Raw genomic sequence first — 24,765 nt, forward strand, 5'->3', positions numbered from 1 at the left:
AAGTCCCGCCTCACCCTCATCCCCGACACCGGAACCGAGGAGGTGAGCGACCCCGTCCTCGAGCTCACCGCCTAACCAACACCCGAAGGATCACCAACGGCTACACCACGTACTGGGGCTTGACCGTTGCGGAAAGCACCAACTGTGGGAGCGGTGGATGCTCACGGGAGATCACGGTGAAACCCCCAGCCGGGCAGACGCCCGAAGCGCTAGCCGAAGAGCTCGGGGCAACGCCGCAATTGTCGATACCTGGGTCATTCTTGGACCCGCGCACAGTCTGGGTATCCGCCAGGCCCGGCGACGACACACTCGTGCTGATCGCCGACTACACGTCGTCGGAGTGGGTTCCGTAGCGCTACAGCCGCCGGCGCCTTGCGCGTGCGCCGAAGCGATCAAGGGCTGCCAGCACGTCCGGGGAGTGCCAGATACGGTTGCGCTTGAAGTTGTTCGTCTGCACGAGTACGCCGGCGTCGACGTAGCGACCGATCGCGGTACTGGCTGAGACGAGGGAGACACCGAGTTCATCCGCGACCATCTGAACGGTGATTACCGGTTGCTGCAACAGGAACGTGCGCAGCGACGCACCGGCGGAGCCGCGGCGCGATGGGACAACACTCTCCCAGCGTGCGGAGACTTCCTGCAGCTCGGCGACGAGCGTGCGGCCGTTGTTGATTCCCGCGAACACGGCGTCGGCGAATGCCAGCACGATCGCGTCGGCATCGCCCTGACGGTACCGTCCGAGCGCGTGGAAGTACCGCTCGGTATCGCTGAGTAACCCGGCTGAGACAGGCACGGTGACGTTGCGAGTGAGACCGCCTCGGCGCAGCATGCTGTGGAGCAGGGCGCGTCCGGTGCGGCCGTTGCCGTCAGGGAAGGGGTGGATCGTTTCGAACTGGGCGTGCGCGAGAGCTGCGTGCGCGAGAACGGGCACGTCCGTGCGGGCGCAGAACTGCACCAGGTCAGCCATGAGGGCAGGGATTCGATCATGGTGCGGAGGCACGAACAAGGCGTTGTGTGGCGAGATAGAGCCACCGCCAACCCAGACCTGCTCCTGACGGAACCTACCCGTGTGCTCTGGCGCACTCTCCGTCAGCAACGCTTGCTGCATTGCGATGATCGCGTCTTCGTTGATGCTGCCGGACAGCGCCAGCGCAGCGGTCATGGCGCGAACGTTCGCGACCACAAGGCGCGCGTTCCCTGACGTCCCCGCATTGATTTCAGCGAGGGCCACCTGCTTGGCGCTCGAGGTGAGGTTCTCGACCTCAGAACTTGATGCCGACTCCGAGCGGAGCAGTAGCGATGCGAAAGGCGCCGTGACGGCACCGAGCCCGGTGTCAAAGCGCGCGAGCTCCGCGCTGGCATCGTCGGCCGCAGCCAGCGCCTCGGCGCCGAGTCGCACATCGACTTCCGCGATCAGCGGGGGAACAGCGGCCTGGTAGTCACCCCGCGCGGTGAGCATTTGGCGGCGCGAGGTGGCGACGCTCTCGTCGCGCACCCACTGTCGAGGCTCAGTTGCGATCGCCGGCCAGACCGGCTGCGCAACTTCACCATTCCGAGACATGGGTGAATCTTATCAAATGTTAGTTACATAACCTTTAATATGCGGTCATCGAGCTTAATGTTCACGTCTGCGCCCCTCTTCGCCTCGAGCGACGCAAACGGAGCAAGCGCTTAACAGGTTCGAGTGCAGTCGACACCGTAGCCTTACGTCGTGAAGAAACGGCCGAGAAGAAGTTCAACGCCGCACTCAGATCGAGTCGATGACCTGGTGGCCATCCAGCTGCTCCTTCAACGGTTCGCAGCATACGCCGACACGGCGACGGACAACGAGGCGTATCTCGCCCTGGTGACCGACGACGCCGAGTTCAGCTACGCCCCCGTACCCTCAATCGAACGGCAGGGAGAGACCCATACGTGTCGCGACGCGATTCGGCAGGGAGTGCAAGAATGCACCACGACTCCCCGCAAAATGAAGAAAACCCCTGTTTTACCAGGGGTTTTCGGTGGCGGTGACGGTGGGATTTGAACCCACGGTAGGGGTGAACCTACACAACATTTCGAGTGTTGCACCTTCGGCCGCTCGGACACGTCACCGCGGACTAGCTTACGACACAGCGGCTCTCACTCAAAACTGAGCCCCCCTCCGCCTGCAACCCGGGCGCGTCGCGGCACCGAGAAGCAACCGAAGAACGCCGAAAACCCGCGGAAAGGGCCGCCGCAGAACTACCGAAAGTAAACAGCCACCGGGTAGTCGCCATCCCGTAAAACCTGCATCGGGGTTCCGAAGATGTCCTCCAGCACGTCCGGCCGCATGATTTCATCGGGCGTTCCCACGTGCGTCACTGCGCCACCCGACAGCGCGACAATGCGGTCGGCGTACGCGGCGGCGAAGTTGATGTCGTGCAGCACGATGATCACGGTCTTGCCGAGTTCATCCGCTGCGCGGCGCAGCTGCCGCATCATCGCGACGGCGTGCTTCATGTCGAGGTTGTTGAGCGGCTCATCCAGCAGCACGTATTCGGTGTCTTGCGCGAGCACCATCGCGACATACGCGCGCTGGCGCTGGCCGCCCGAGAGCTCGTCGACGAAGCGCTCCTGCAGATCGCCCAGGTTCAAAAACTCGAGAGCCTGGTCGATCGCCACGTTGTCTTCGGCGGTCAGGCGCCCCTGCGAATACGGAAACCGCCCGAATCCCACGAGCTGACGCACCGTGAGACGTGTGATGAAGTGGTTCTCCTGCCGCAAAATCGACAGCACGGTCGCGAGCTTCTTGCTCGGCGTCTTCGCGACGTCGAGGCCTCCGACGGTGACGGAACCACGGCTCGCGTCGCCGAGGCGACCAGCGATCGTCAGCAGGGTCGATTTACCAGCACCGTTCGGCCCGACGAGTGCCGTCACGCCGCCAGCCGGAATATCGAGGGTGACGGAGCCCAGCACCTGCTGGTCTCCGTACGACTTGGCGACGTCGGTGAAAGTAATCACAGCGACCCCTTTCGCAGCAAAAGAATGACGAACACAATGCCGCCAACAAACTCGATGATGACCGTCACCAACCCCGCGGCGCGGAAGATGTGGTGCAGCACAAAGTACGACCCCAGCAGCGCCACAATGCCGAGCAACATGGCGAACGGCATCACGTGTCGGTGCTGTTGCGAACCCGCCAGCTGATACGCGAGCGTCGCAACGATAAAGCCGAAGAACGTCATGGGGCCGACGAGCGACGTCGAAATCGAGATCAGCACGGCCACCAGAATCAGCGTCGTCAGCACCTCACGCTTGTACGCGAGCCCGAGGTTGATCGACGTTTCGCGCCCGAGCGCGAGCACGTCGAGACGGTGGCGCTTCTTAAACACAAAGAACAGCGCCGCCGCCAGCACCGTGAACCCGACGGGCAGGTACTCCGGGTTCGAGTTGGCGATGCTGCCGAACAGGCGCGCAGACAGAATGTCGAAGTCGGCCGGAACCAGCATGCGCTGCATGAAGGCAGAGAGCGTTCCGAAGCCGGTTCCGAGTACGAGACCCACGAGCAGCGTGATGTGCAGGTTGCCGAATTTGCCGCCGAACAGCCAGCCGTACAGCACCGTCGCAAATGCCACCATGATCGCGCTCTGCACGAGCACCTTGCCGACACCGTCGGTCGCGTTCAGCGTCTCGACGCCGAAGAAGAACACCATCGCGGTCTGAATCACCACGTACAGCGATTCGAACCCCATGATCGACGGCGTGAGAATGCGGTTGCCGGTTGCAGTGTGAAACAGCACTACGGCGACGGCCTGACAGCACGCGACCAGCACGATCGTGACAACCGTGGTCGCACGCATCTCAACAATTTTGTAGAAGCCGGGGGTGAATGGTTCCACTGTGATATTCCATGTCAGCACCAGCACCGCGACGACAACCGCCACGACAGCGAGCACCGAAATGCGCTTCGCCCAGCGCCGGGTCTCAGCGTCCATCACACGGCGCGTGCGAGGCGCTCCCCCGGCCAACGAAACCTCAGCCACGGCGACGCATCCTCAACAGCATGGCGATGAACGCGACCGCGCCCACGATGCCCAAAATCATCGACACCGGAATGTCGAACGGAAAACGAATCAGACGCCCGATGATGTCGCACACCAAGATCAGCGCCGAGCCGGTGATGCAGACCCACGCGACATTCGAGCGCAGGTTGTCTCCACGAACCATCGACACAAGATTTGGAACCACGAGGCCGAGGAAGGGGAGAAAGCCGACAACGACGGTGGTGACGCCGGAGGCAATGGCGACGAGCGCCGTTCCGATGAACACGATGCGCTCGTACGAGAGGCCGACCGACGTGGCGACGTCTTTGCCGAGACCGGCGACGGTGAAGCGGTCGGCGGCGATCCAAATGATGATGACGATGATCGCGACGATCCACAGCGACTCGTAGCGGCCACGCACGACCGCACTAAACGAGCCCATGAACCACGTGCCGAGCATCTGCAGCAGATTCGTGGCGGTGGCGATGTAGGCGGTGAGCGCCGAGATAACGGCACCCAGCATCATGCCCACGAGCGGAACGATGAGTGACGAGCGTAGGCTGATGCGGCGCAGCACCGCGAGGAAGATCATGGTGCCGATGAACGCAAACAGGCTCGCGACAAACATGCGGCCCGGAATCCCGATTTGCGGCGCAATGATCGTGATGACGAGCAATCCGAGCGATGCCCACTCGGTGGTTCCGATCGTTGTCGGCTCGACAAACCGGTTCTGCGTCAGTAACTGCATCATGAGACCCGCGACACTCATCGCGCACGCCGCGAGGATCAGCGACAGGGTGCGCGGCACACGCGTGATGAAGAACAGTTCGCTGCCGAACTCGTCTTGCGACAGGTCATACGCGCCGACGCTCAGCGATACGGCCGCGAGCGCTAAGACGCCGAGAACTCCAAGCATCATTGGCAGCCACGAAGGCACGCGCAGACGCGTCGGAGTGGGAGAAAGTGTGGTGCTCATGACAGACCGAAGCGCCGGCCGGGCGGAGAGAGCCGCCCGACCGGCGCTGTCGTATTACTTCGCGTCGGCGAATGCCTCCGCAACCGCGGCGTACAGGTCGGTGTAAGCCTGAATGCCCTCGGTGAGGTAGAAGTTGGCGTCGAGGTAGACGATCTGGCCCTTGGCGACCGCCGGCACGTTCTTCAGCGCTTCGGAACCCTCGATGAGCTCCTTGGCCGCGATGTAGCCGTCTTCCTGAAAAGCACCGTCGCGGTCAAGAACGATGAGCCACTCGGGGTTTGCCGCGGCGATGGCCTCGACCGAGATTTCGTCACCGGTGTGGTCGGTCGAGCCTTCAGCATCGATAGCCGGAACCAAGCCGAGCGTTTCGAACAGCGAGCCCACACCGCGACCCTCGCCGGGTGCTGCGTAGTTGATCTTGCCGCCCGACGTGATGAGGCCGGTGACCGTCGCGGTGCCGTCGTAGTTCGCCTTGGCGTCAGCAACAGCCGTCTCGAGAGCCTTGACAAGAGCCGTGGCGTCATCTTCACGGTTGAAGACCTGGCCGAGTAGTTCGGTTTCACGTACGAGTTCAGCGATGTGTGTTTCACCCTCACGCGGCGTCAACTCGATCGTCGTGGCGAGATCTTTCAGCGCGTCGTAGTGGCTCGCAAAGCGGTGACCGCCGATGATCAGGTCGGGGGCAGCGGCAACGACGTTTTCGAAGTTGGGCTCGCGGTGGTTGCCGATGTCGAGCACGTTCTCGTCGTCGGTGTACTCGGGCCAGACCGTACCCATAACGCCCTTGGGTGCGGCGGCGAGCGTGATGTCCCAGTCAGACAGTGTCTGCATCACGGTGTTGTCGAGTGCGACGACAGACTTCGGCGCAACCGGCACCGTGATCTCACCGTGGTTGTCGGTAATGGTGACCTCGGTCGGCGCCTGCGTTTTCGACTCTTCCGGAGCAGCTTCAGTGGCCGGAGTCGTTGCGCAACCTGCGAGCAGGGCGAGCGATGCGATGGCAACACCGAACGCAGATGCGCGTCGGATCGAGGGGCGTCCAGACACGAGAGAACTCCAGTCAGTTTGAGGGTGTGCGACGAACGCCGCACTTCAAACATAGGTAAGCCTTACCTGAGTTGCAAACTTCGTCAGATGATTTGTAACGAAATCAGCACCACGTGGTTCCGGAACCATGACTGGCAGGAATTGGAAAACGCCCGGATGCGACGCGAAACGTTTCGCGCCACGCCCGGGCGTTCTGTTGAGACGAAATCTCAGAAATTGTTACGCGTCGGTACCCCAAGGAGAGGCAACCACGGCGTGAATAGCGAGCAGACCCGCCGTCTCATCGGCCGGCGCACGGCCGATGCCACACTCGGTTGCAATGCCGAAAGCCGGGGCGAACGGCTTTGCGGCTTCAATGCGACGCGTGGTTCCGTCGGCGCCATCCTGGCGGTGCACAACACCGAGGTAGAGCTCAGTGTCAGCGCCGAGCTTGAGGCCTTCGAGCGGTGCGAAGTAGGCGGCGTCGTCGCGCTCGATCGGCACCGGCAGGTGCACCCATGTGAGCTCACGCTGCGCGGCAGCGGTGATCGCGTTCGCGAAACGTACGAGGTGACCGGTGTCAGTCGGCTCGACGAAGTGGGTCTCCCCAACGTCGCCGTAGCAAAGGTGGAGCCCCGCCTCAACACCCGCGGGAATCGCGTCGATGAGCGTGGCGAGGCGCTCGACGAGGCCGTCGAACGGGTCGCCGGGCCACCAGGCCTGCATCGTGGCGCCGTAGCCCGAAGCACTCTCGATGATGCCCATTTCGCTGGCAACGTCCCACTGAATCGCCAGATCTTCAGCCGGTATCGCGGCAGCAATCTGTTCAACTTCGCGCAGGATCGCGGCGGTGTAGACCGGGTCAATGGCGACGCGGTCATCACCGAAGAAGAACGAGCTGATCACGGCGAGCGGCGTCGGCAGCGACACCTGAAAGCGCACGCGATCGGCGATGACGCCCTCCTCGCGCAGGCGCACGAACTCGGCGTACGACTCAACAGCGGCAGTGGCGTAACCGAGCGCGGGCAGTTCGATCGCGGCCGCGTCGACACCGTCGCCGATGCGTAGCGGGCGGGCGTCAAGGCCCGCCGGCATCGGGATTCGCTCGTCACCGATGCGCTCGATACCCTCGGCCTGACCGAGAACGTCGGGCTGGAACATGATCCAGTGGAACCGCTTGCCGACCTCACCGTCGGGAATGCGCTTCAGGTGGCCACCCAGAACGGTCGCCGCGGTGCGGAAAGTGGTTTCGGCGTCGGGGTAGTTGACCGAGCCTACGAGCAGGGCGCCCTGGGGCTGAGACATGGCGATCTCTTTCTACTACTGAAAACAAAGCGTTTGTTCAGCGCGGTTCCATTGTCTCAGTCTGTGCCCGCTCACGACGCGCCTGTTGCAGAAGATGACCGAGAGCCTCGACCGACTCTCCCAGCGCTTTCTTGCCCGTCTTACCAACGCCGGTCGCATTCGTGAACGCGTGAATGTGACCAGGAACGACCTGCAGCGTCACCGGCACACCAGCGTTCTCCAGCGCCTTGGCATACGCGATGCCCTCGTCGCGGAGCACATCGAAGCCGGCGACGGCGACGTGGGCGGGCGCGATTCCGGAACCATCACCCAGGTCTTCGTAGAGGGGTGAGACTGCGGGGTCGGTGCGCTGGTCAGGGTTCGGAACATAGTGATCGCGATACCAGTGCATTTGCTTGCGCGTGAGGAAATACCCTTCGGCGAACTTCGCGTAGCTGGGGTGCTCTGTCGCGAGATCTGTCACCGGGAAGAACAACAGCTGGGCGTCTGGCGGGTTGTCGTCGCGCGTGAGGTTTGAGACGACGGCGGCCAGGTTGCCACCGGCACTGTCGCCTGCAACGGCCACGACTTCACCCCACTCGGGCTGCTGACGCACCCAGCGATACGCATCAATCGCATCTTCTACCGCAGCGGGGTACGGATGTTCCGGAGCCAGCCGATAGTCGACCGAGATCACAACAACCCGCAAGTGGTGGGCGATGAAACGGCACACCGCGTCGGTGGAGTCGAGGCTGCCCACCACCCAGCCGCCGCCGTGAAAGTAGGTGACGGCGCCGAGCAGAGCGTCGGTGGGTCGGTGCTGATACATGCGCGCGGGCACGGAACCATTGCGCGTGGGAATCAGGATGTCACGCACCACGTCAACGGCCGGGGCGCTTCCGAAGATGCGCGCTTCAGCGTCGATCTGGTCGCGCGCTTGCGGTAGCGGGAGATCTTCAAAGGCGCTGCCCGGCAACGCATTGAGCACACGCAACGCCATCTGCACTTCGGTGAACAACTGGTTGCCATCGATAATGCGAGGCTTACCGGCGATGAGGCGCTGGATGGGCTCGGGCAACACTCCGAGCGTACGGATCGCGCCACGCATCACGCTTTCACTGAACGTCATACTCCTCCTTGAGCACGTTCTCTGACGAGATAGCTCGACGCTATTACACATCACTGACATTGGCGTGATTCTGCCTCGTGTCGGCAATGTCGGAAGCACCACCTAGCCTGGAATCATGGCAAGTCGACGAACCACCGAGGTCTCCTTCAAATGCACCGAGTGCGGGTGGACGACCATGAAATGGGCGGGCCGCTGTGGCGAATGCCAGCAGTGGGGCACCGTCGTCGAGTTCGGCGTGCAAGCGGGTATCGCCAAGCCCAAGGTCACGGCGCTGGCGCCGTCGGCCGAGCGCGCCGCCAAGCCCATCACGCAAATCGACACAACGGAGTCGCCGCGCCGCACGAGTGGCGTGAGCGAGTTTGACCGCGTGCTGGGCGGCGGCATCGTGCCGGGTGCCGCCATCTTGCTGTCTGGCGAGCCGGGCGTCGGTAAGTCCACGTTGCTGCTCGAGGTTGCTGCCCAGTCGGCACGTGCGGGTCGACGCGTGCTTTACGCGAGCGGTGAGGAGTCACCGGCGCAGGTGCGCTTGCGTGCAGAGCGCACCGGGGCCCTGCACGACGAGCTGTACCTCGCGAGCGAAACCGACCTCGCCACGATTCTGGGCCACATCGATGAGGTGAGCCCCGAGCTCGTCATCATTGACTCGATTCAGACCGTGTCTTCTGCCCTGTCTGAGGGCGCCGCCGGGCACCCGAGCCAGGTGCGTGAAGTCGCGGCCACGCTCGTGCGCGTTGCGAAGGAGCGCGGGCTGCCGATCATCATCGTGGGCCATGTGACCAAAGACGGGCAGGTCGCCGGGCCTCGCCTGCTCGAGCACCTGGTCGACGTGGTCTGCCAGTTCGAAGGTGATCGCCAAACGTCGCTGCGCTTCATTCGTGCGCTGAAAAATCGCTTTGGCCCGACCGACGATGTCGGCTGCTTCGAGATGAGCGGCGCGGGCATCGTCGAGGTGACTGATCCGTCGTCGCTGTTCTTGTCACGGGGGCTTCCCGAACCCGGAACCTGTGTGGCGATTGCGCTGGAGGGTCGCCGTGCGCTTCCGGTTGAGGTGCAGGCGCTCACTGTTGCGGCCACCGGCCCGGCCCCTCGCCGTATCGTGCACGGCGTTGATGCCGCTCGCGTCGCGATGGTGTTGGCCGTTCTCGAACGCCGTGCAGGCATTCGCACGTCGGGCTTCGATGTTTACGTTTCGACCGTGGGTGGGGTGCGCTTCACAGAGCCTGCGGCCGACCTCGCGATCGCCATTGCGGTGGCCGGGTCGGTGCTGAACACGTCGATCCCGTCTGACCTTGCGGCCATCGGCGAACTGAGTCTGGCCGGAGAGATTCGTCCGGTCACGCAGGTCGCCCAGCGCCGCGCCGAGGGTAAGCGTCTCGGCTACGACACCCTGATCGACGACCGACTGAAGACCCTGCGCGACGCGTTGGCTGAGCTCCGCTCCCGCTACCGCGCAACCCAACCCCAGGCCCCGCAGTTCTAGCGGAGCGCAGTTCAAGCGGGTGCGCGGGCCCGCCGACGCACGATCTCTCGGCTTAGATCGCGAGTGCCGCGAGAATGTCGGCCGGGTCGGCCTGCATCGGGTGCGGGCCGGCGATGTCAAAAAACACCGTCGTGATGACGCCCTCGTGGCGCGTCAAGAAGTCTTTGAGCCACAGCGGTGAGTACAGCGCGACGCCGGGCGGCAGGTTTGCGGGCTTGTTCTTCGCATCGCTGAAGATGAGTAGCGCAACGTTGCCCTCGGCATCGCGGTAGGTCCACACGTCGCCGCGGTCGAGCGGGTTATCTTTCGACGCCGGCTTCATGAGCGGCAACACGGTATTGCCATTGCGCAGCGCGAGCGCGACGGCCGCCATGTCTTGCTTCTCGAGAGCCTGCGCAAGAGCCTCTGAGCGGAACTCTTTCTTACGGTTCGAACGCGACGATGCCATACCTCCAGCGTACCGACCACACGTCACACCGGGAGAAAAGGGGCGGCCCCCTCAAAATGTTCACGGGGGATAAACATTCAGAAGGGGCCATGGCTCACCCGGAGACCGGGATATCGTCACGAGAGTTGGGGGATCGCTCGTGACGACTCTGCTAGAGGCAGCTCACCGTGTCTGCGATACGTCGGGAGCCAGCCTTAGACTATCGCTCTCCGCCGGGGTCTGCATAGGACAAAACAGCATCCACGTGCTGAAGTTTTTCAATTCTTTCGCATGTTGTCGCCGCAGGAAAAGGGGCACAGACACCTTCCTGCGTACAGAGGTCAGAAATACGCGTCAGCGAAAGTTCGCACTCAGTAGAGCATGAATTGGGCGCTGCCCTGGGATTCAAACGAGGCGATCGTCACCGTGAGGTGGTACGAGGCGCCGCCGCCACCCGCGCGCGGGCGCGTCTCGTCGGCGCACGTCGATACGGAGGAGCGGGTGCGGTCCCACACCAGCGGTGTCTGGCTCGACGCCGTCTGCCCAGCCGCGAGCGTCACAATCTGCGTCGTCGGGTTTGCCTGGCAGTCCGTCGAACGCCACCACACGTCGTTGCCGCTCGTGATCGTGAATGCCTGCACCGCGGTACCCACATCGATCGTGCAGTCACGATTCGTCTGGTTAGTTAGCGACAACGTCAACTTCGGCAACTCGTCGGCACCGTACGTGGTCTTGTCGGTTGATGCGTCAACGCGCACGTCCTGCGGCCCGCACGCGACGATCTCGGCTTCGGGCGCCTCGGTCGGCAACTCCTCGACCGGAACGTCGGGAGTGGCCTGCCCCGAAGCCTCAGCGCTCGGAGATTCGGAACCCGTGGTTCCGTCTGCCGCTGCCGTCGCCGATGGCGACGTGCTGGGTGACGAACTGCCCGACTGCTGGGGCGCCGGTGTCGCCGAACTCCATGGCTGCCAGATCAGCAACGCGATCCCGAGAATCACGACCAGCAGGCCGCCGAACACGACGAAGCGCCGGCGACGGTAAACCGCGGGCGAATGACGGCGTGAGTGTGGAGTGGACATCAGTAAAAGCGTACGACCTGGCCTACGAGAAGCCGCATCAGCACGCGGATCGCCGCGCAACTCTCATGTTCGCGCGTGAGCCCTTAAAGCTGCGACTAGAGGGCCTTGAGCATGCGCGTGTTGCCCAGTGTGTTGGGCTTCACGTGCGCGAGTTCCAAGAACTCGGCAACACCGGCGTCGGGGCTGCGCAACAGCTGGGCATAGACGTCGTCGCTCACGACCTGCTTTTCGCCGATGGACTCAAAGCCGTGACGCGTGAAGAACGGAACTTCAAAGGTGAGACAAAAGAGGCGCTTGAGCCCGAGATCACGTGCCTTAACCTCGAGGGACTCGACAAGGAGGCCGCCGATACCGCGGCGGGCCCAGTCCGCGTGCACCATTAGGGTGCGAATCTCACCGAGGCTCTTCCACATCACGTGAAGAGCACCGCAACCGATGAGCTCACCGTCGACCTCAGCGATCATGAACTCCTGCACCGATTCGTACAGGGCGACAAGCTCTTTGCCGAGCAGAACGCGCTGCTCCACCATCGGCTCGAGAAGGTCGCGAATGCCCTTCACATCAGCGGTGCGCGCGGGCCGGACGATGATTTCAGTCACGGCTCAAGTTTAGAACCTCCGCGCCGTGTAAACGCAGAACGGGCCCGACCGGAGTCGAGCCCGTTCTATGAATTTCGCGTTACGCGACGTCACCGCCAGCGATGATGTCGGGCGTTGCCGCGATCGCAGGCGTGACACTGGCAGCCAGTGCCACGTGCTCGCCACGCGGGCCAGTTTCGAAGGCGAACGCACCGTCTGCGAAATCAACCTTGATGTGGTCGCCCGAGTGCAGCTGACCGTGCAGGATGCGCTCGGAGAGCTGGTCTTCGACCTCACGCTGCATAGCGCGGCGAAGCGGACGCGCACCGAGTGCCGGGTCGTAACCGATCTCGATGAGGCGATCCTTGGCGGCGTTCGTCATCTCGACCGTCATGTCACGGTCCATCAGACGCTCGCTGAGGCGCTTCGTGAACAGGTCAACGATCTGACGCAGTTCTTCCTTCGACAGCTGCGGGAAGACGATGACGTCGTCAACTCGGTTGAGGAACTCGGGCTTGAAGTTGCGCTTGAGCTCTTCGTCGACCTTGCCCTTCATACGCTCGTACGTCGTCTGCGAGTTGCCCTCGATCTGGAAGCCCACGGGTGCACCGGCGATGGCCTGCGAACCGAGGTTCGTGGTCATGATGATGACGGTGTTCTTGAAGTCGATGACACGGCCCTGGCCGTCGGTCAGACGGCCCTCTTCCAGAATCTGCAACAGCGAGTTGAAGATGTCGGGGTGCGCCTTCTCGATCTCGTCGAACAGCACAACGGAGAACGGCTTGCGGCGAACCTTTTCGGTCAGCTGGCCACCCTCTTCGAATCCGACGAATCCGGGAGGGGCACCGAACAGACGCGAAACGGTGTGCTTCTCGCTGAACTCACTCATGTCGAGCGAGATCAGGGCACCTTCGTCGTCAAACAAGAACTCTGCCAGAGCCTTCGCGAGCTCGGTCTTACCAACACCGGTCGGGCCGGCGAAGATGAACGAGCCGCTCGGGCGCTTCGGGTCTTTCAGACCCGCGCGTTGGCGACGAATCGTGCGCGACAGTGCCGCGATCGCTTCGTCCTGACCAATAACGCGCTGGTGCAGTGCCTTCTCCATGAAGACGAGACGGGAGGACTCTTCTTCGGTGAGCTTGAACACCGGAATACCGGTCGCCTGAGCAAGAACCTCAGCGATCAGGCCCTCGTCAACGACGGCGTGCGACGCGACGTCACCCGAACGCCACTGCTTCTCGAGGCGCAGACGCTCAGCGAGCAGACTCTTCTCCTCGTCACGCAGGGCAGCGGCCTTTTCGAAGTCTTGCTCTTCGCTCGCCTTTTCTTTGTCTTCACGAACCTTGGCGATCTTCTCGTCAAATTCGCGCAGCTCCGGCGGCGACGACAGGATCGACAGACGCAGGCGAGCACCAGCTTCGTCGATCAGATCGATGGCCTTGTCTGGCAGGAAGCGGTCGGCAACGTAGCGGTCGGCGAGGTTCGCGGCGGCGACGATCGCGCCATCCGTGATCTGCACCTTGTGGTGTGCCTCGTAGCGGTCGCGCAAACCCTTCAGAATGTTGATCGCGTGGGGGATCGACGGCTCAGCAACCTGAATCGGCTGGAAGCGACGCTCCAGAGCAGCGTCCTTCTCGAAGTGCTTACGGTACTCGTCAAGCGTCGTGGCACCAATCGTCTGAAGCTCACCACGAGCGAGCAGCGGCTTCAGAATCGAAGCAGCGTCAATCGCACCCTCGGCAGCACCCGCACCAACGAGCGAGTGAATCTCGTCGATGAAGACGATGATGTCGCCGCGCGTGCGGATCTCCTTCGTGACCTTCTTCAGGCGCTCTTCGAAGTCACCGCGGTAGCGGGAACCAGCGATGAGCGAACCGAGGTCGAGCGAGTAAACCTGCTTGTCTTTCAGCGTCTCGGGCACTTCACCCTTAACGATGGCCTGAGCGAGCCCCTCAACGACGGCGGTCTTACCGACGCCGGGCTCACCGATCAGCACGGGGTTGTTCTTCGAGCGGCGCGACAGAATCTGCATCACGCGCTCAATTTCTTTTTCGCGACCGATGACCGGGTCGAGCTTGTTGTCGCGCGCGGCCTGCGTCAAGTTGCGACCGAACTGGTCAAGAACAGCGGAACCACCCTGCGGTGCCGACTGCGCCTGCTCGTTGCCAGCGGCAACACCAACGGGCTCCTTGCCCTGGTAGCCGCTGAGCAGCTGAATGACCTGCTGGCGCACCTTGTTGAGGTCTGCGCCGAGCTTGACGAGAACCTGAGCGGCAACGCCCTCACCCTCGCGGATGAGACCGAGCAGAATGTGCTCGGTGCCAATGTAGTTGTGGCCGAGCTGCAACGCTTCGCGCAGCGACAGCTCCAGCACCTTCTTGGCGCGCGGCGTGAACGGGATGTGACCCGTCGGCTGCTGCTGGCCGCGACCAATAATGTCTTGTACCTGCTCACGGACTGCGTCGAGCGAGATGCCGAGCGACTCCAGCGCCTTGGCTGCGACGCCCTCTCCCTCGTGGATCAGGCCGAGCAGGATGTGTTCGGTGCCGATGTAGTTGTGGTTCAGCATCTTCGCCTCTTCTTGGGCGAGCACAACTACACGACGGGCACGGTCGGTGAATCTCTCGAACATGTTCACTCCTCGGGGCGTTAACGGAATACGCCTTATGTCGAGGGTAACCACTCCGGCACACCGTTTTGCCGGTGTTCGCCGTCGGCTAACGGATCGGGAATCTTCGGCCATCACAATGCGTTACTCCTAGCGATGGTTACCTACTCAGTTCTCGATCTTGTTTCCGTTCGCACCGGGCAAACCTCCGCACAGGCGGTGGCCGCTTCGATGGCGCTCGCCACGCTCGCTGATGAGCTGGGCTACGCGCGCTATTGGTTCGCTGAGCACCACAACATGCCGGCCGTTGCTTCGACGTCACCGGCGGTATTGATCGCGGCGGCAGCGTCACGCACGCAGCGCATTCGTGTGGGCTCCGGTGGCGTCATGCTCCCGAACCACGCACCACTCATCGTCGCCGAACAGTTCGCGACGCTGGAGGCCATGGCACCGGGGCGCATCGACCTCGGTATCGGCCGAGCGCCGGGCAGCGACCCCGTCGTCACCCACCTGCTGCGCCAGTCGGGTGCGACGAGCGATGTCGACCGCTTCCCGCAGCACGTGGCTGATATCGCCGCGATCATGAGCCCCGAAGGCGCGACGATGCGGTTCACGAGCGGCGGAGAGTATGCCGTGCACGCAACGCCCAGCGCCGCGAGCTCCCCCGAGATCTGGCTTCTGGGTTCCAGTGACTACTCCGCGATGCTGGCCGCGCAGTTTGGCTTGCCGTATGTCTTCGCCAATCACTTCTCCGGCCAGGGTCTCGAGCGTGCGCTCGACCTCTACCGCACGCAGTTTCAGCCGTCGGCCGTGCTCGACGCCCCGCGCACCTTCCTCACCACGAACGTGGTCGCCGCTCCCACGCTTGACGAAGCCCAGGCGCGTGCGCTCCCGCAAATGCGGATGTTCGCGAAGCTGCGCCTCAACCAGCCCCTCACCGCGCTCGAAACAGTTGAAGAGGCGCAGGCGGCACTCGAAACCGTGAGCGACCGCGAGCGCGAAGCCATGGAGGGCGTGCGGAGCCGCTGGATGATCGGAACCGGTGAGACGGTGCGTACGGAGCTTGCGGCATTCGCCGCGCAGCACGGCGTCGACGAAGTCATGGTGGTTCCGGTTGCCGGCGCCTACGACGCAGAAGATCGCGCGACGTCATTCGGCCGCGAGCAGACCCTGCGTCTCATCACTGGCGTGTAAAAGAAGGATCGACCCGCATCAAAAATAGGGGGGAATTTGACGCGGGTCGATCGGCCCGATGCGCAGGGGAACAGCATCGGGTTTGGACTGTATGCAGTCCGGCCAGCCCAGGGACAGAACCGGCTCGCGCGGGAGCGTTCGGGGAGGCTCTCCGCGCATTTTGTGAGTCAATCACACCACGCGGTTTCCGCTGGTCAGCGCGGACGTTTAGAAACTACCCACCCCGACTACCCGACCCTAATATTTGGGTGTCGTGAACCCTGATTTTCCGATGCGGCCGATACGACGTCGCAACAGCGCCGCGCCGATCGTTGCCGCCTCGTCGCGGGAAGAAACACCTAGTCGTTTCAGCAATTTCGCGATGTGAAATTTCACGGTGTTGGGCGAGATGTACAGCTCGGCGGCGATCTGCGCGTTTGTGAATCCCTGGCCAATGAAGCGCAGGATTTCTTCTTCGCGCGCGGTGAATTCGACGTGTGGAACCACGGTGATGCTGGCGTGCGTGGGAAGCATGTCGCGCATGAAGGCGAGGTCGCTCGCGGCCACCGCTAGTCGGAGCGTGTCGAGCGCGGGTTGCGGAATCAGCCGCAACCACAGCGCAAGGTGATGTCTCTCGATCAGCGGCAGTAGGTTCCGCAGTCCTTCCACCGCCATTGCGCGGTTGCCGTGTTGGGCGTGGATGGCGGCGAAGATCGTCCAGTACAGCGCGCGCCAGCGCGGGCCGAAAACGTCGTCCGAGTACAGCGACGGTTCACTCACCGTGGCGCGCTCGTCGCCGCTGATCATGGCTGCAGTCGCGAGCGCGAGATTGCGCGGCCCGGGATAGTCAACGACCATGTCGGCAAAGCGCGATTGCAGCGCCCGGTCACCGGCGATGCCGGCCGTGACGATGCCGATCGCAGCAAGGCGTGGAGCGGTGCTCGCCGCACCGTGTTCCGAGAGAAACGTCAGTTGCTCATCGATGAATGCGAGCGCGCTACTCCCCCGATCGTTCAGGATGAGGGCGGCACAGTGCACGAGTCCGAGCGGGCCACAAACGGCGGGCGTCGGCGATGCCGACACCGCGGCCTGCGTGAGCGCGAGGGCGTCAACGATGTCGCCACGGTCAGCGGCCGCCCAGGCGCGCGCTGTCGCCACCATGAGCCACCACGGGTCACGCGGTTGCGCGGCAACCTCGGGAGGCGTGAGCGGAACCTCGAGGGTTGCCGCGGCGAGCGGCGAGACCTGCGAGCGGTCACCGATAAGAACGCCGACGACCGAGATTCCCCACTCGGCCTGCATGAGCCGCGGCACGCGCGGGTCGACGGTGTGCTCGCGCACCCATCGCCACATCGAGGCGGCTTCGGCGACGCGGTCATTCAGGAAGAACGAGATCGCGAGATCGGCGGCTGCCACCCCGACAACGGCCGCGGCGCCGTCATCTTGGTTGAACGTGAAACCCCGCACCAGGTCGGCGCCGCGGCGCGTTACTTCGACACATTCGCGGGTTTGCTGAGCGAGGTGGAGGCAGAGCGCCGCGAGCGACAGGTCGCGGGCGCGCTCTTCGGGTGCGACTGCGGTTTGCTTGCGGAGTCCGGCTGCTGCCGCGATGAGCAGCGGAACCAGTGCCTCCAGGTGACCGGTTNGCGCGCTCTTCGGGTGCGACTGCGGTTTGCTTGCGGAGTCCGGCTGCTGCCGCGATGAGCAGCGGAACCAGTGCCTCCAGGTGACCGGTTGCCTCACGGCGCGCAAATGCGAGCGCCAGCAGCAGTGCCGGGCGGTCGGGCGTCGCCAGGCTTCCGACCGGAACCGTGAGCGACAACTGTCGAAAGGCGGCGTGCAGATCGCCAGCGTTCATGAGCAACTCCGAGAACGCGATCCCGCGCAGCGCTTTCTCCGCGCCAGCGACATCGCCGGCATCGAGGAAACCGATGACGGTCGTGATGTACCGGCGTGCGTGAACGTCGCGTTCGCTCTCCTGCTGGGCGACCGAAAGTGGTTCTGTCACATCGCTCGTGACGGCCTCGTCAGGTTGCTGCACTCGTTCTCCCGTGACCACTTAATCGACCGGTTTGCCGAGCAGGAGGGCGTCAAGCCATTCGCGAGCTTCGATGAACACGTCGTCAGAGAACTCATCGTCGTGTTGCACGATGACGCGGTCAGCGCGCGGGTACGACCCCAGGAAGACGACGCGTGGGCTGAAGCGGCGAAGACCCATGAGCGCTTCGGCCATGCGGGCGTCTTGAATGTGACCATCGGCGTCAATGACGAAGCGGTAGCGGCCGAGGGCGTCACCGATGGGGCGCGATTCGATGAGGCTGAGGTTGATGCCGCGAGCCGAGAACTGCTCAAGGAGGGCGAGCAGGGCACCCGGGCGGTCATCGGGAAGCTCGGCAATGATCGACGTCTTGTCGGCGCCGGTCGGCGGTGCAGGGGTCGTGGTGCGCGTCACGAGCACGAAGCGCGTGACGGCGTTCGTGTTGTCACCGATGTCAGTCGCGAGCACGTCAAGGTCGTAGTGCTCGGTGATGCCGGGAGGGGCGATGGCAGCCTGCGCGGGCAGGGTGCCATCGAGCACGCCGATCGGGCCAGCAACATTGCTCGCGGCGGGCACATGCTGGTGTTGCGGGAGGTGCTCACCCAGCCACCCGTGGCACTGCGCATAGGCCACGGGGTGCGCGGCAATCGTGGCGACATCGGCGAGCGTGGTGCCGCGGGGCGCCACCAAAACAAAGTTGACCGGAACCAGGTACTCGCCAATGATACGGAGGCCCGGAAGGGTGGCCAGGGCGTCTTGCGTCGTCGAAACGCCACCCTCGATCGAGTTCTCAATCGCGATCATGGCAGCGTCGCTGCGCCCCTCGATCACGTCGGCGAACGCCTCACCGGCATTGTGCACGGGGCGCCAAATCTGACCCTTGGCTTCGGGAACCTGCTGCAGTGCCGCCTCGGTAAAGGTTCCGGCGGGGCCCAGGTAGCTATACGTGCGACGACCGGGCTCAGACTCTGCAGACATGGCATCAGCCTAGTGAGAATTACCGGTGCATTCCCACGATCAGCGTCTTTCAAGGTGCGCCCGGCGCAAAGGACGGGCAGACTGGCACTATGACGCGCGCAGGACAGCCGGCACAGCCTTCAGACCTCATCGACGTAGACGCACTGATTGCGGCGTACTACGACATCTCCCCTGACCCCACGGTTGCAACACAGCGGGTGGCATTCGGAACCAGTGGTCACCGAGGATCATCGCTTTCGGCTTCGTTCAACGAGGCACATATTCTCGCCACGACGCAGGCCATCGTGGACTACCGCGCGACGCAGGGCATCACCGGGCCGCTGTTTATCGGTCGTGACACTCACGCGCTGAGCCTGCCGGCTGAGCGCACCGCCGTTGAGGTGCTCGTCGGTAACGGCATCGACGTGTTGCAGGATTCGCGTGAGTCTTACGTACCGACACCGGCGCTCAGCCACGCGATTCTCACGCACAACGCCGGCAAGGCTGCTGATGACGCGACCCTCGCCGACGGCATTGTCGTGACACCGTCACATAACCCGCCCGCCGATGGCGGCTTCAAGTACAACCCACCGCACGGTGGGCCCGCTGACACTGACGCAACCGGCTGGATCGCCGACCGCGCGAACGCTCTCATTGAAGGTGGGCTCGTCGACGTCAAGCGCGTGCGCACCGCTGACTTCGCACCGGGAGACACCGGTTTCTACGACTTCCGCGATACCTACGTGCGTGACCTTGCGACGATCATCGACCTCGACGCAATCCGTAGCGCGGGCGTGCGCATTGGCGCTGATCCGCTGGGTGGCGCCAGCGTTGACTACTGGTCACACATTGCCGATGTGCACGGCGTCGACATCACGGTCGTGAACCCAGACGTTGACCCAACCTGGGCGTTCATGACGCTCGACTGGGACGAAAAGATTCGCATGGATCCGTCGTCACCCTCGGCGATGGCAGCTCTCGTCGCTCGTCGCGATGAGTTTGATGTGCTGACCGGTAACGACGCTGACGCTGACCGCCACGGAATCGTCACGCCCGACGCCGGCCTCATGAACCCCAACCACTACCTCGCGGTTGCGATCGAATACCTCTACACGCACCGCCCGAACTGGCGCGCTGACGCGGCGATCGGCAAGACCCTGGTGTCAAGCATGATCATTGACAAGGTCGCCGACGCACTCGGCCGCCGACTGTGGGAAGTACCCGTCGGTTTCAAGTGGTTCGTGCCGGGCCTGCTCGATGGTTCCGTCGCTTTCGGTGGTGAAGAATCTGCCGGAGCCTCCTTCTTACGTGCTGATGGTTCCGTCTGGACTACCGATAAAGACGGCATTTTGCTGTGTCTGCTCGCCGCCGAAATCATTGCCGTGACGAAGCAGACGCCGTCGCAGCGCTATGCCGACCTAGAGAAGCAGTTCGGGTCGAGCGCCTACCAGCGCGTTGACGCTCCGGCGACGCCCGCGCAGAAGAAGGTGCTCGCACAGCTCTCCCCCGACGCGGTGTCGGCGACTGAGCTTGCTGGCGAACCCATCGTCGCGAAGCTTTCGCATGCGCCGGGCAACAGTGCCGCCATTGGTGGCCTCAAGGTGCAGACCGCGAACGCGTGGTTTGCGGCGCGTCCGTCGGGCACCGAAGACGTCTACAAGCTCTACGCCGAGTCGCTCCGCGGCCCCGAACACCTCGCCGAGGTGCAAGAGCGGGCCCGCGCCGTCGTCTCCGCCGCCCTCAACGGGGCTTGACCTCGCTTACGGAACGCGCTTGAGCCAGGCCTCGGTCGAGAACTTGGACTCGACGAGCGCCTGAGCCTCGGCGTATTCGTCTTCAGAAATGTGGCCCATCGTCGCACCCGTGAGCGACTGGAACGTCGAAATGAGCGCGGTGATGATGTCGTCGCGGCTCATGCCGGTCTGTGAACGCAGCGGGTCAACGCGCTTTGCGGCAGACGTGGTTCCCTTATCCGACAGCTTTTCGCGGCCAATGCGGAGCACCTCGGTCATCATCTGACCGTCCATGTCGTAGCTGAGCGTCGCGTGGTGCAGCACGCCACCGTTCGCGAGACGCTTTTGCGCGGCGCCGCCGATCTTTCCCTTGGGGCTCGCGATGTCGTTGAGCGGCTGGTAGGTCGCATCGATGCCGAGCGCGCGCAGACCCTGCAGCACCCAGTCGTCAAGAAACGCGTACGAGTCGGCGAAGGTCATACCAGAGACGAGCTCGGCCGGAACGTATAGCGAGTACGTGATGATCTGGCCCGCGCCCATCATCATCGCGCCGCCGCCGGAGATGCGACGCACGACGTCGAAGCCGTGGCGGGTCGCACCCTCCGGGTCGACCTCGTTGCGCAGCGATTGGAAGGAGCCGAGGACAACGGCAGACTCGTTCCACTCCCAGATGCGCAGCGTGGGCTGACGGCGTCCGTCACCAACGCGGCCGGTGAGCACTTCGTCGAGTGCGAGGTTCATGCGGGGCGAAATGGCCTCGTCGTGCACGACCTCCCAGGTGAAGTCCTTCCACCCGGGGGCCGTCACCAGCGCACGCCGCACCGCGGTTCCGACCGCCTCCGGCGTGAATCCGAGAAGTTGGGCACCCTCGGGAAGCGCGGCGCGCACGGCCGCGGCGATGCCCGATGCGTCGGTCTTCACGTCGAGACCGTTCACGGCGGCGTTGATGTCGATCAGCGCGTCGTCGGGCTCGAGAAAAAAGTCACCGGCGAGGTGAAAGTCGGTGATGACGCCGTCTGCGACATCGAAGTCAACGACGACGAGTTTTCCGCCTGGGACTTTATATTCTCCGTGCATAAACCCAGCCTACTGGCGCGGTCTACGGGGCGGGTGAAATCCGCCGATCGAGCCAGGCCAGCAGATCGCCGCGCACGTTCTCTTGATCCTTCTCGTTGAAAATCTCGTGGCGGTCGTCGGGGTACACGAGCGTCGTGATGTCGGTGAGTCCCGAACGCTCCCGATACGCCTTCGCCAGCTTGTGCACGCTCACGGGGCCACCAACCGGGTCGTCGGAACCCACCATCAGCAGCACAGGAACGTCGCGCGGCAGGCGCTTCGCGGGCAGTTCGTAGATGCGCATCGCGTCGGCGAAACCGAACAGCTTCAGCAGCGGCTTCTCGGTCGTGAGCGGGTCTGCGCGAAACTCACTCCAGATGGCCTCATCTGTCGCCAGCCACTCCAACCCGGTCGCATGTGGGCCGTCGAAGGCACGGTTGAGCGGCAGCGCATTAAGGCTGGTGGGTGTGAGGAGAGCGGAACCAGAAAGCACGACGGCATCGAAGGCTTCGGCATGGCGGTTGAGGAGCCACTGCGACAGGAACGAACCCCACGAGTGGCCGATCAGGATCAGCGGGACCCCCGGGTTCTCCGCGCGGATGAGTTCAGTGAACTGCCACATCGCGGCTTGGGTGGCGCGGAGTCCGCCCGGGCCGAGCGTTCCGAGTTTGTCGACCTTACCGCCGTGCTGCTTCATGCCGGTGCGGCCGTGGCCGCGGTGGTCGTCGGCGTAGACGGTGTAGCCAGCGCCGGTCAGCGCCGCGATCAGTGACCCGTATCGACCCGCGTGTTCGCCGAGGCCATGAGCCAACTGCACGACGCCGCGCACCGGGCCATCAGCGGGATGAACGTCGTAGATGATCGCAATACCGTGCGCATCAATGAACTCAGCCATGCAGACGAGTCTAGGGGGTCGCATTCGCATTGGTCATGGCGTTTCCGTTCGGCGAGTTCTCTGCCGTGCTGTCATAGGCGGGCGTCATCGCCGTGCGTTCTCATCGGAGTCACTCTCGCAATTGGCTATGGACTCTGGGCGGGCGCGGACTGGCTGCCGCTCGTCGTTGTGATCGCGGCGCAGTTCGTGACCGAGCACGCGTCGTTTCTGTTATGCACGAGTGAAATCACGAAAACCCACGACTCGGCGTGTTTTTCGGCACGTGGGGGCAACTACTCGTGCAGGACTGAAAACGGTTGACAAACATGGAAGCTTCGATCGGGGATGCGCGACGCCAACGGGTTACGCGTCGACCGCCGCAGTATGGCGGTCGACGGCGATGCCGACGCAGCCGACGGCTCCGGCCCAGCGGCCGAGCTCTGCCGACACGATCGGCGGCACGACTGTGCCTCACTCCGATTTACTTAGCAAAACTAATGAGCTAAGCTAACTATCCTGATGACGAATGCTGCGCACCCTCCGATCCCCGAGAACGCGACGCCGGCAGCCCGAATCCGCATGGCGACGTTCCGTCTCGCCCGACGTCTGCGCGCGCACCGCGCGATTGACTCGATGAGCGATGCGCAGTTCAACGTGCTGGCGGTATTGAGCATGTATGGCGATCACACGCTCTCCGAACTTGCCGACCGCGACCGTATTTCTGCGCCGTCGATGACGCGCACAGTCAACGGTCTGGAGGAGCTGGGATTTGTCACGCGCACGGCAGACGCTGACGATCGTCGCAAGGTGAACATTTCCCTCACCGACGCTGGTCGCGCCGTCGTCACCGATACCGTGCGCAAGCGTGACGCGTGGCTCGACGATGGGTTCGGCGAGCTGAGCCAGGCGGAGCGCGACATCCTGCTGCAGGCAGCACCCATCATGCGAAAGTTGGCCGACCGATGAGTGCCATGTTCCGTTCGTTCTCGTCATTCAACTACCGCGTGTGGTTTATCGGCGCGCTTGTGTCGAACATTGGCGCGTGGATGCAGGCAACGGCGATCAGCTGGGTTGTGCTCACAGCACTGACCGACAACGACGCCACGGCGATGGGCATCACGATGGCGCTGCAATTCGGTCCGCCGCTGCTCTTGGTGGGCGTGACCGGTTGGGTTGCCGACAAATTCAACCGCCGGAACCTGTTGATTGTGACGCAGGTTTTGCTCGCGTTGCTGGGTGCCACGATGGGTGTGCTACTGATTATGGACGTGGCAACGTTGCCCATGATGTACGGCTTCGCGCTGATCACCGGAACCGTCGCTGCCTTTGATAACCCGGCTCGCCAGGCATTCGTTTCTGACCTCGTTTCGCGTGAGAACGCGTCGAATGCTGTCGCTTTGAACGCGGCGTCGTTTAACGCTGCGCGCATGCTCGGCCCGGCTGCCGCTGGCATCGTGGTGGTTGTCGTCGGAAACGGCCTCGTGTTCTTGATCAACGCGGTGACATTCATGGCGATGATCGTGGCACTGTTGACGATTCGAATGAATGAGCTCGTGCCGCGCGCGAAGGATGCGGGCGGCGGTCGTCTTGCCGACGGATTCCGTTATGTCTCCAAACGCAGTGACCTCGTGGTGACGTTCGCGATGGTGTTCTTGCTGGGTGCGTTTGGCATGAACTTCCCGATTTACGCGTCGACCATGGCGCTCGAGTTTGGCAAGGAAGCTGACGGGTTTGGTCTGCTGAGCTCGATTCTCGCGATCGGTTCACTCGCCGGGGCCCTGCTTGCTGCGCGTCGCGATCGTGCGCGGATTCGCGTCGTGATCGTCGGCGCTGGGTTCTTCGCCGCGGCGATGGGACTGTCGGCCATCATGCCCGGGTACTGGACGTACGCGGCATCGTTGACCGCCGTCGGATTCTGTGTCGTAACGATCATGACCACGGCCAACGGCTACGTACAGACAACGACGGATCCAGCGCTTCGTGGCCGGGTGCTCGCGCTCTACATGGCGGTCATCATGGGTGGAACCCCGATTGGTGCGCCGATTGTGGGCTGGGTCTCTGACCAGTTCGGCCCGCGCGTTGCCATCGGCGTGGGTGCGGTTGCGGGATTGATCGCGTTTGCGATTGGCCTCACGTGGCTCATCATGTCGGGTCGTTTGCACCGTCACGAGGAGCGGCGCTTCCGCCTGACGCTGGATCAGACCCGCCCGATCTCGGTCGTCGCTCCCGCGGAGTTCAGCGACGAGGTCGCCGCGACGACCCCGATCGGCCTCCCCCGCAAGGATTCAGACCGCCGCATCTAGCGAGGTTGACTACGTCGTTCGCCCCGCGGGGGCTCCGTGA

Annotated in this window: 22 protein-coding genes and 1 tRNA gene; 7 read left to right on the forward strand and 16 right to left on the reverse strand. The window is 63.5% G+C overall.

The features are described 5' to 3' along the window. The first annotated feature begins 176 nt into the window (after window positions 1-176). A complete protein-coding gene (locus ACQUSY_RS11215) occupies window positions 177-353 on the forward strand; it encodes a hypothetical protein (RefSeq protein ID WP_428904567.1) in 177 nt (58 codons plus the stop codon). A gap of 2 nt (window positions 354-355) precedes the next feature. On the opposite strand, the gene ACQUSY_RS11220 is transcribed toward ACQUSY_RS11215, so the two are convergent. Continuing rightward, window positions 356-1,561, reverse strand: coding sequence for a Fic family protein (locus ACQUSY_RS11220; RefSeq protein WP_428904568.1), 1,206 nt, complete (start codon window positions 1,559-1,561; stop codon window positions 356-358). A gap of 150 nt (window positions 1,562-1,711) precedes the next feature. On the opposite strand from ACQUSY_RS11220, the gene ACQUSY_RS11225 reads away from it, so the two are divergent. Further along, window positions 1,712-2,026 carry a nuclear transport factor 2 family protein gene (locus tag ACQUSY_RS11225; protein WP_428904569.1) on the forward strand — a complete coding sequence of 105 codons (315 nt, stop codon included), beginning with the start codon at window positions 1,712-1,714 and terminating at the stop codon, window positions 2,024-2,026. Here the strand turns inward: ACQUSY_RS11225 and ACQUSY_RS11230 are convergent. The 7 genes from ACQUSY_RS11230 to ACQUSY_RS11260 form a co-directional block, all read right to left on the reverse strand. After that, window positions 2,005-2,094, reverse strand: a tRNA-Ser gene (locus ACQUSY_RS11230). The two genes, ACQUSY_RS11225 and ACQUSY_RS11230, sit on opposite strands and share 22 nt — an antisense overlap. A 129-nt stretch (window positions 2,095-2,223) precedes the next feature. Then, on the reverse strand, window positions 2,224-2,982 hold the full coding sequence (locus ACQUSY_RS11235) for an iron ABC transporter ATP-binding protein (RefSeq protein ID WP_428904570.1): 759 nt from the start codon (window positions 2,980-2,982) through the stop codon (window positions 2,224-2,226). After that, on the reverse strand, window positions 2,979-4,004 hold the full coding sequence (locus tag ACQUSY_RS11240; RefSeq protein WP_428904571.1) for an iron chelate uptake ABC transporter family permease subunit: 1,026 nt from the start codon (window positions 4,002-4,004) through the stop codon (window positions 2,979-2,981). The genes ACQUSY_RS11235 and ACQUSY_RS11240 overlap by 4 nt, the downstream gene beginning before the upstream one ends. Next, complete coding sequence (locus ACQUSY_RS11245; protein WP_428904572.1) at window positions 3,997-4,980, reverse strand: ABC transporter permease; 984 nt, start codon at window positions 4,978-4,980, stop codon at window positions 3,997-3,999. The genes ACQUSY_RS11240 and ACQUSY_RS11245 overlap by 8 nt, the downstream gene beginning before the upstream one ends. A gap of 54 nt (window positions 4,981-5,034) precedes the next feature. Beyond that, entirely contained in the window at window positions 5,035-6,027 is a 993-nt protein-coding gene (locus ACQUSY_RS11250) for a siderophore ABC transporter substrate-binding protein (protein ID WP_428904573.1), read from the reverse strand. Window positions 6,028-6,246: 219 nt separating this feature from the next. Then, entirely contained in the window at window positions 6,247-7,311 is a 1,065-nt protein-coding gene (locus tag ACQUSY_RS11255) for a hypothetical protein (RefSeq protein WP_428904574.1), read from the reverse strand. A 37-nt stretch (window positions 7,312-7,348) separates the two neighbouring features. Next, window positions 7,349-8,419, reverse strand: coding sequence for an alpha/beta hydrolase (locus ACQUSY_RS11260; protein ID WP_428904575.1), 1,071 nt, complete (start codon window positions 8,417-8,419; stop codon window positions 7,349-7,351). A 115-nt stretch (window positions 8,420-8,534) separates the two neighbouring features. Here ACQUSY_RS11260 and radA point away from each other — a divergent pair, with 115 nt between their 5' ends. Next, window positions 8,535-9,899, forward strand: coding sequence for a DNA repair protein RadA (radA, locus tag ACQUSY_RS11265; protein ID WP_428904576.1), 1,365 nt, complete (start codon window positions 8,535-8,537; stop codon window positions 9,897-9,899). Window positions 9,900-9,951: 52 nt separating this feature from the next. On the opposite strand, the gene ACQUSY_RS11270 is transcribed toward radA, so the two are convergent. The 4 genes from ACQUSY_RS11270 to ACQUSY_RS11285 all read right to left on the reverse strand — a co-directional run bounded on the left by ACQUSY_RS11270 (window position 9,952) and on the right by ACQUSY_RS11285 (window position 14,615). Continuing rightward, a complete protein-coding gene (locus tag ACQUSY_RS11270; RefSeq protein WP_428904577.1) occupies window positions 9,952-10,347 on the reverse strand; it encodes an SseB family protein in 396 nt (131 codons plus the stop codon). Between the two features lie 350 nt (window positions 10,348-10,697). Then, complete coding sequence (locus ACQUSY_RS11275) at window positions 10,698-11,405, reverse strand: hypothetical protein (protein ID WP_428904578.1); 708 nt, start codon at window positions 11,403-11,405, stop codon at window positions 10,698-10,700. Window positions 11,406-11,500: 95 nt separating this feature from the next. Then, window positions 11,501-12,004, reverse strand: coding sequence for an amino-acid N-acetyltransferase (locus ACQUSY_RS11280; RefSeq protein ID WP_428904579.1), 504 nt, complete (start codon window positions 12,002-12,004; stop codon window positions 11,501-11,503). Window positions 12,005-12,083: 79 nt separating this feature from the next. After that, window positions 12,084-14,615 (reverse strand): ATP-dependent Clp protease ATP-binding subunit, encoded by a 2,532-nt coding sequence (locus tag ACQUSY_RS11285; RefSeq protein ID WP_428904580.1) that lies wholly within the window; start codon window positions 14,613-14,615, stop codon window positions 12,084-12,086. Window positions 14,616-14,747: 132 nt separating this feature from the next. Here ACQUSY_RS11285 and ACQUSY_RS11290 point away from each other — a divergent pair, with 132 nt between their 5' ends. Then, window positions 14,748-15,785, forward strand: a complete 1,038-nt coding sequence (locus ACQUSY_RS11290) for an LLM class flavin-dependent oxidoreductase (RefSeq protein ID WP_428904581.1) — start codon at window positions 14,748-14,750, stop codon at window positions 15,783-15,785. 237 nt (window positions 15,786-16,022) lie between these two features. On the opposite strand, the gene ACQUSY_RS11295 is transcribed toward ACQUSY_RS11290, so the two are convergent. After that, window positions 16,023-17,117 carry a helix-turn-helix domain-containing protein gene (locus ACQUSY_RS11295; RefSeq protein WP_428904598.1) on the reverse strand — a complete coding sequence of 365 codons (1,095 nt, stop codon included), beginning with the start codon at window positions 17,115-17,117 and terminating at the stop codon, window positions 16,023-16,025. 706 nt (window positions 17,118-17,823) lie between these two features. Then, window positions 17,824-18,780 (reverse strand): prephenate dehydratase, encoded by a 957-nt coding sequence (gene pheA / locus ACQUSY_RS11300; RefSeq protein ID WP_428904582.1) that lies wholly within the window; start codon window positions 18,778-18,780, stop codon window positions 17,824-17,826. A gap of 89 nt (window positions 18,781-18,869) precedes the next feature. Between pheA and pgm the strand changes: the two genes are divergently transcribed. Next, complete coding sequence (gene pgm, locus ACQUSY_RS11305; protein WP_428904583.1) at window positions 18,870-20,513, forward strand: phosphoglucomutase (alpha-D-glucose-1,6-bisphosphate-dependent); 1,644 nt, start codon at window positions 18,870-18,872, stop codon at window positions 20,511-20,513. A gap of 6 nt (window positions 20,514-20,519) precedes the next feature. Here the strand turns inward: pgm and lplAB are convergent, their stop codons facing one another. Together lplAB and ACQUSY_RS11315 are read right to left on the reverse strand one after the other, a co-directional pair. Next, window positions 20,520-21,569 carry a lipoate-protein ligase LplAB gene (gene lplAB, locus ACQUSY_RS11310; RefSeq protein ID WP_428904584.1) on the reverse strand — a complete coding sequence of 350 codons (1,050 nt, stop codon included), beginning with the start codon at window positions 21,567-21,569 and terminating at the stop codon, window positions 20,520-20,522. Window positions 21,570-21,591: 22 nt separating this feature from the next. Then, a complete protein-coding gene (locus tag ACQUSY_RS11315) occupies window positions 21,592-22,443 on the reverse strand; it encodes an alpha/beta hydrolase (RefSeq protein ID WP_428904585.1) in 852 nt (283 codons plus the stop codon). A gap of 498 nt (window positions 22,444-22,941) precedes the next feature. Between ACQUSY_RS11315 and ACQUSY_RS11320 the strand changes: the two genes are divergently transcribed. Together ACQUSY_RS11320 and ACQUSY_RS11325 are read left to right on the forward strand one after the other, a co-directional pair. Beyond that, complete coding sequence (locus ACQUSY_RS11320) at window positions 22,942-23,388, forward strand: MarR family winged helix-turn-helix transcriptional regulator (protein ID WP_428904586.1); 447 nt, start codon at window positions 22,942-22,944, stop codon at window positions 23,386-23,388. Continuing rightward, window positions 23,385-24,725, forward strand: a complete 1,341-nt coding sequence (locus ACQUSY_RS11325; RefSeq protein WP_428904587.1) for an MFS transporter — start codon at window positions 23,385-23,387, stop codon at window positions 24,723-24,725. Before ACQUSY_RS11320 ends, ACQUSY_RS11325 begins: the two co-directional genes overlap by 4 nt. Window positions 24,726-24,765 lie beyond the last annotated feature (40 nt).

Source organism: Microbacterium daqui, from assembly GCF_050408675.1.
In the GTDB taxonomy this organism is placed as follows: domain Bacteria; phylum Actinomycetota; class Actinomycetes; order Actinomycetales; family Microbacteriaceae; genus Microbacterium.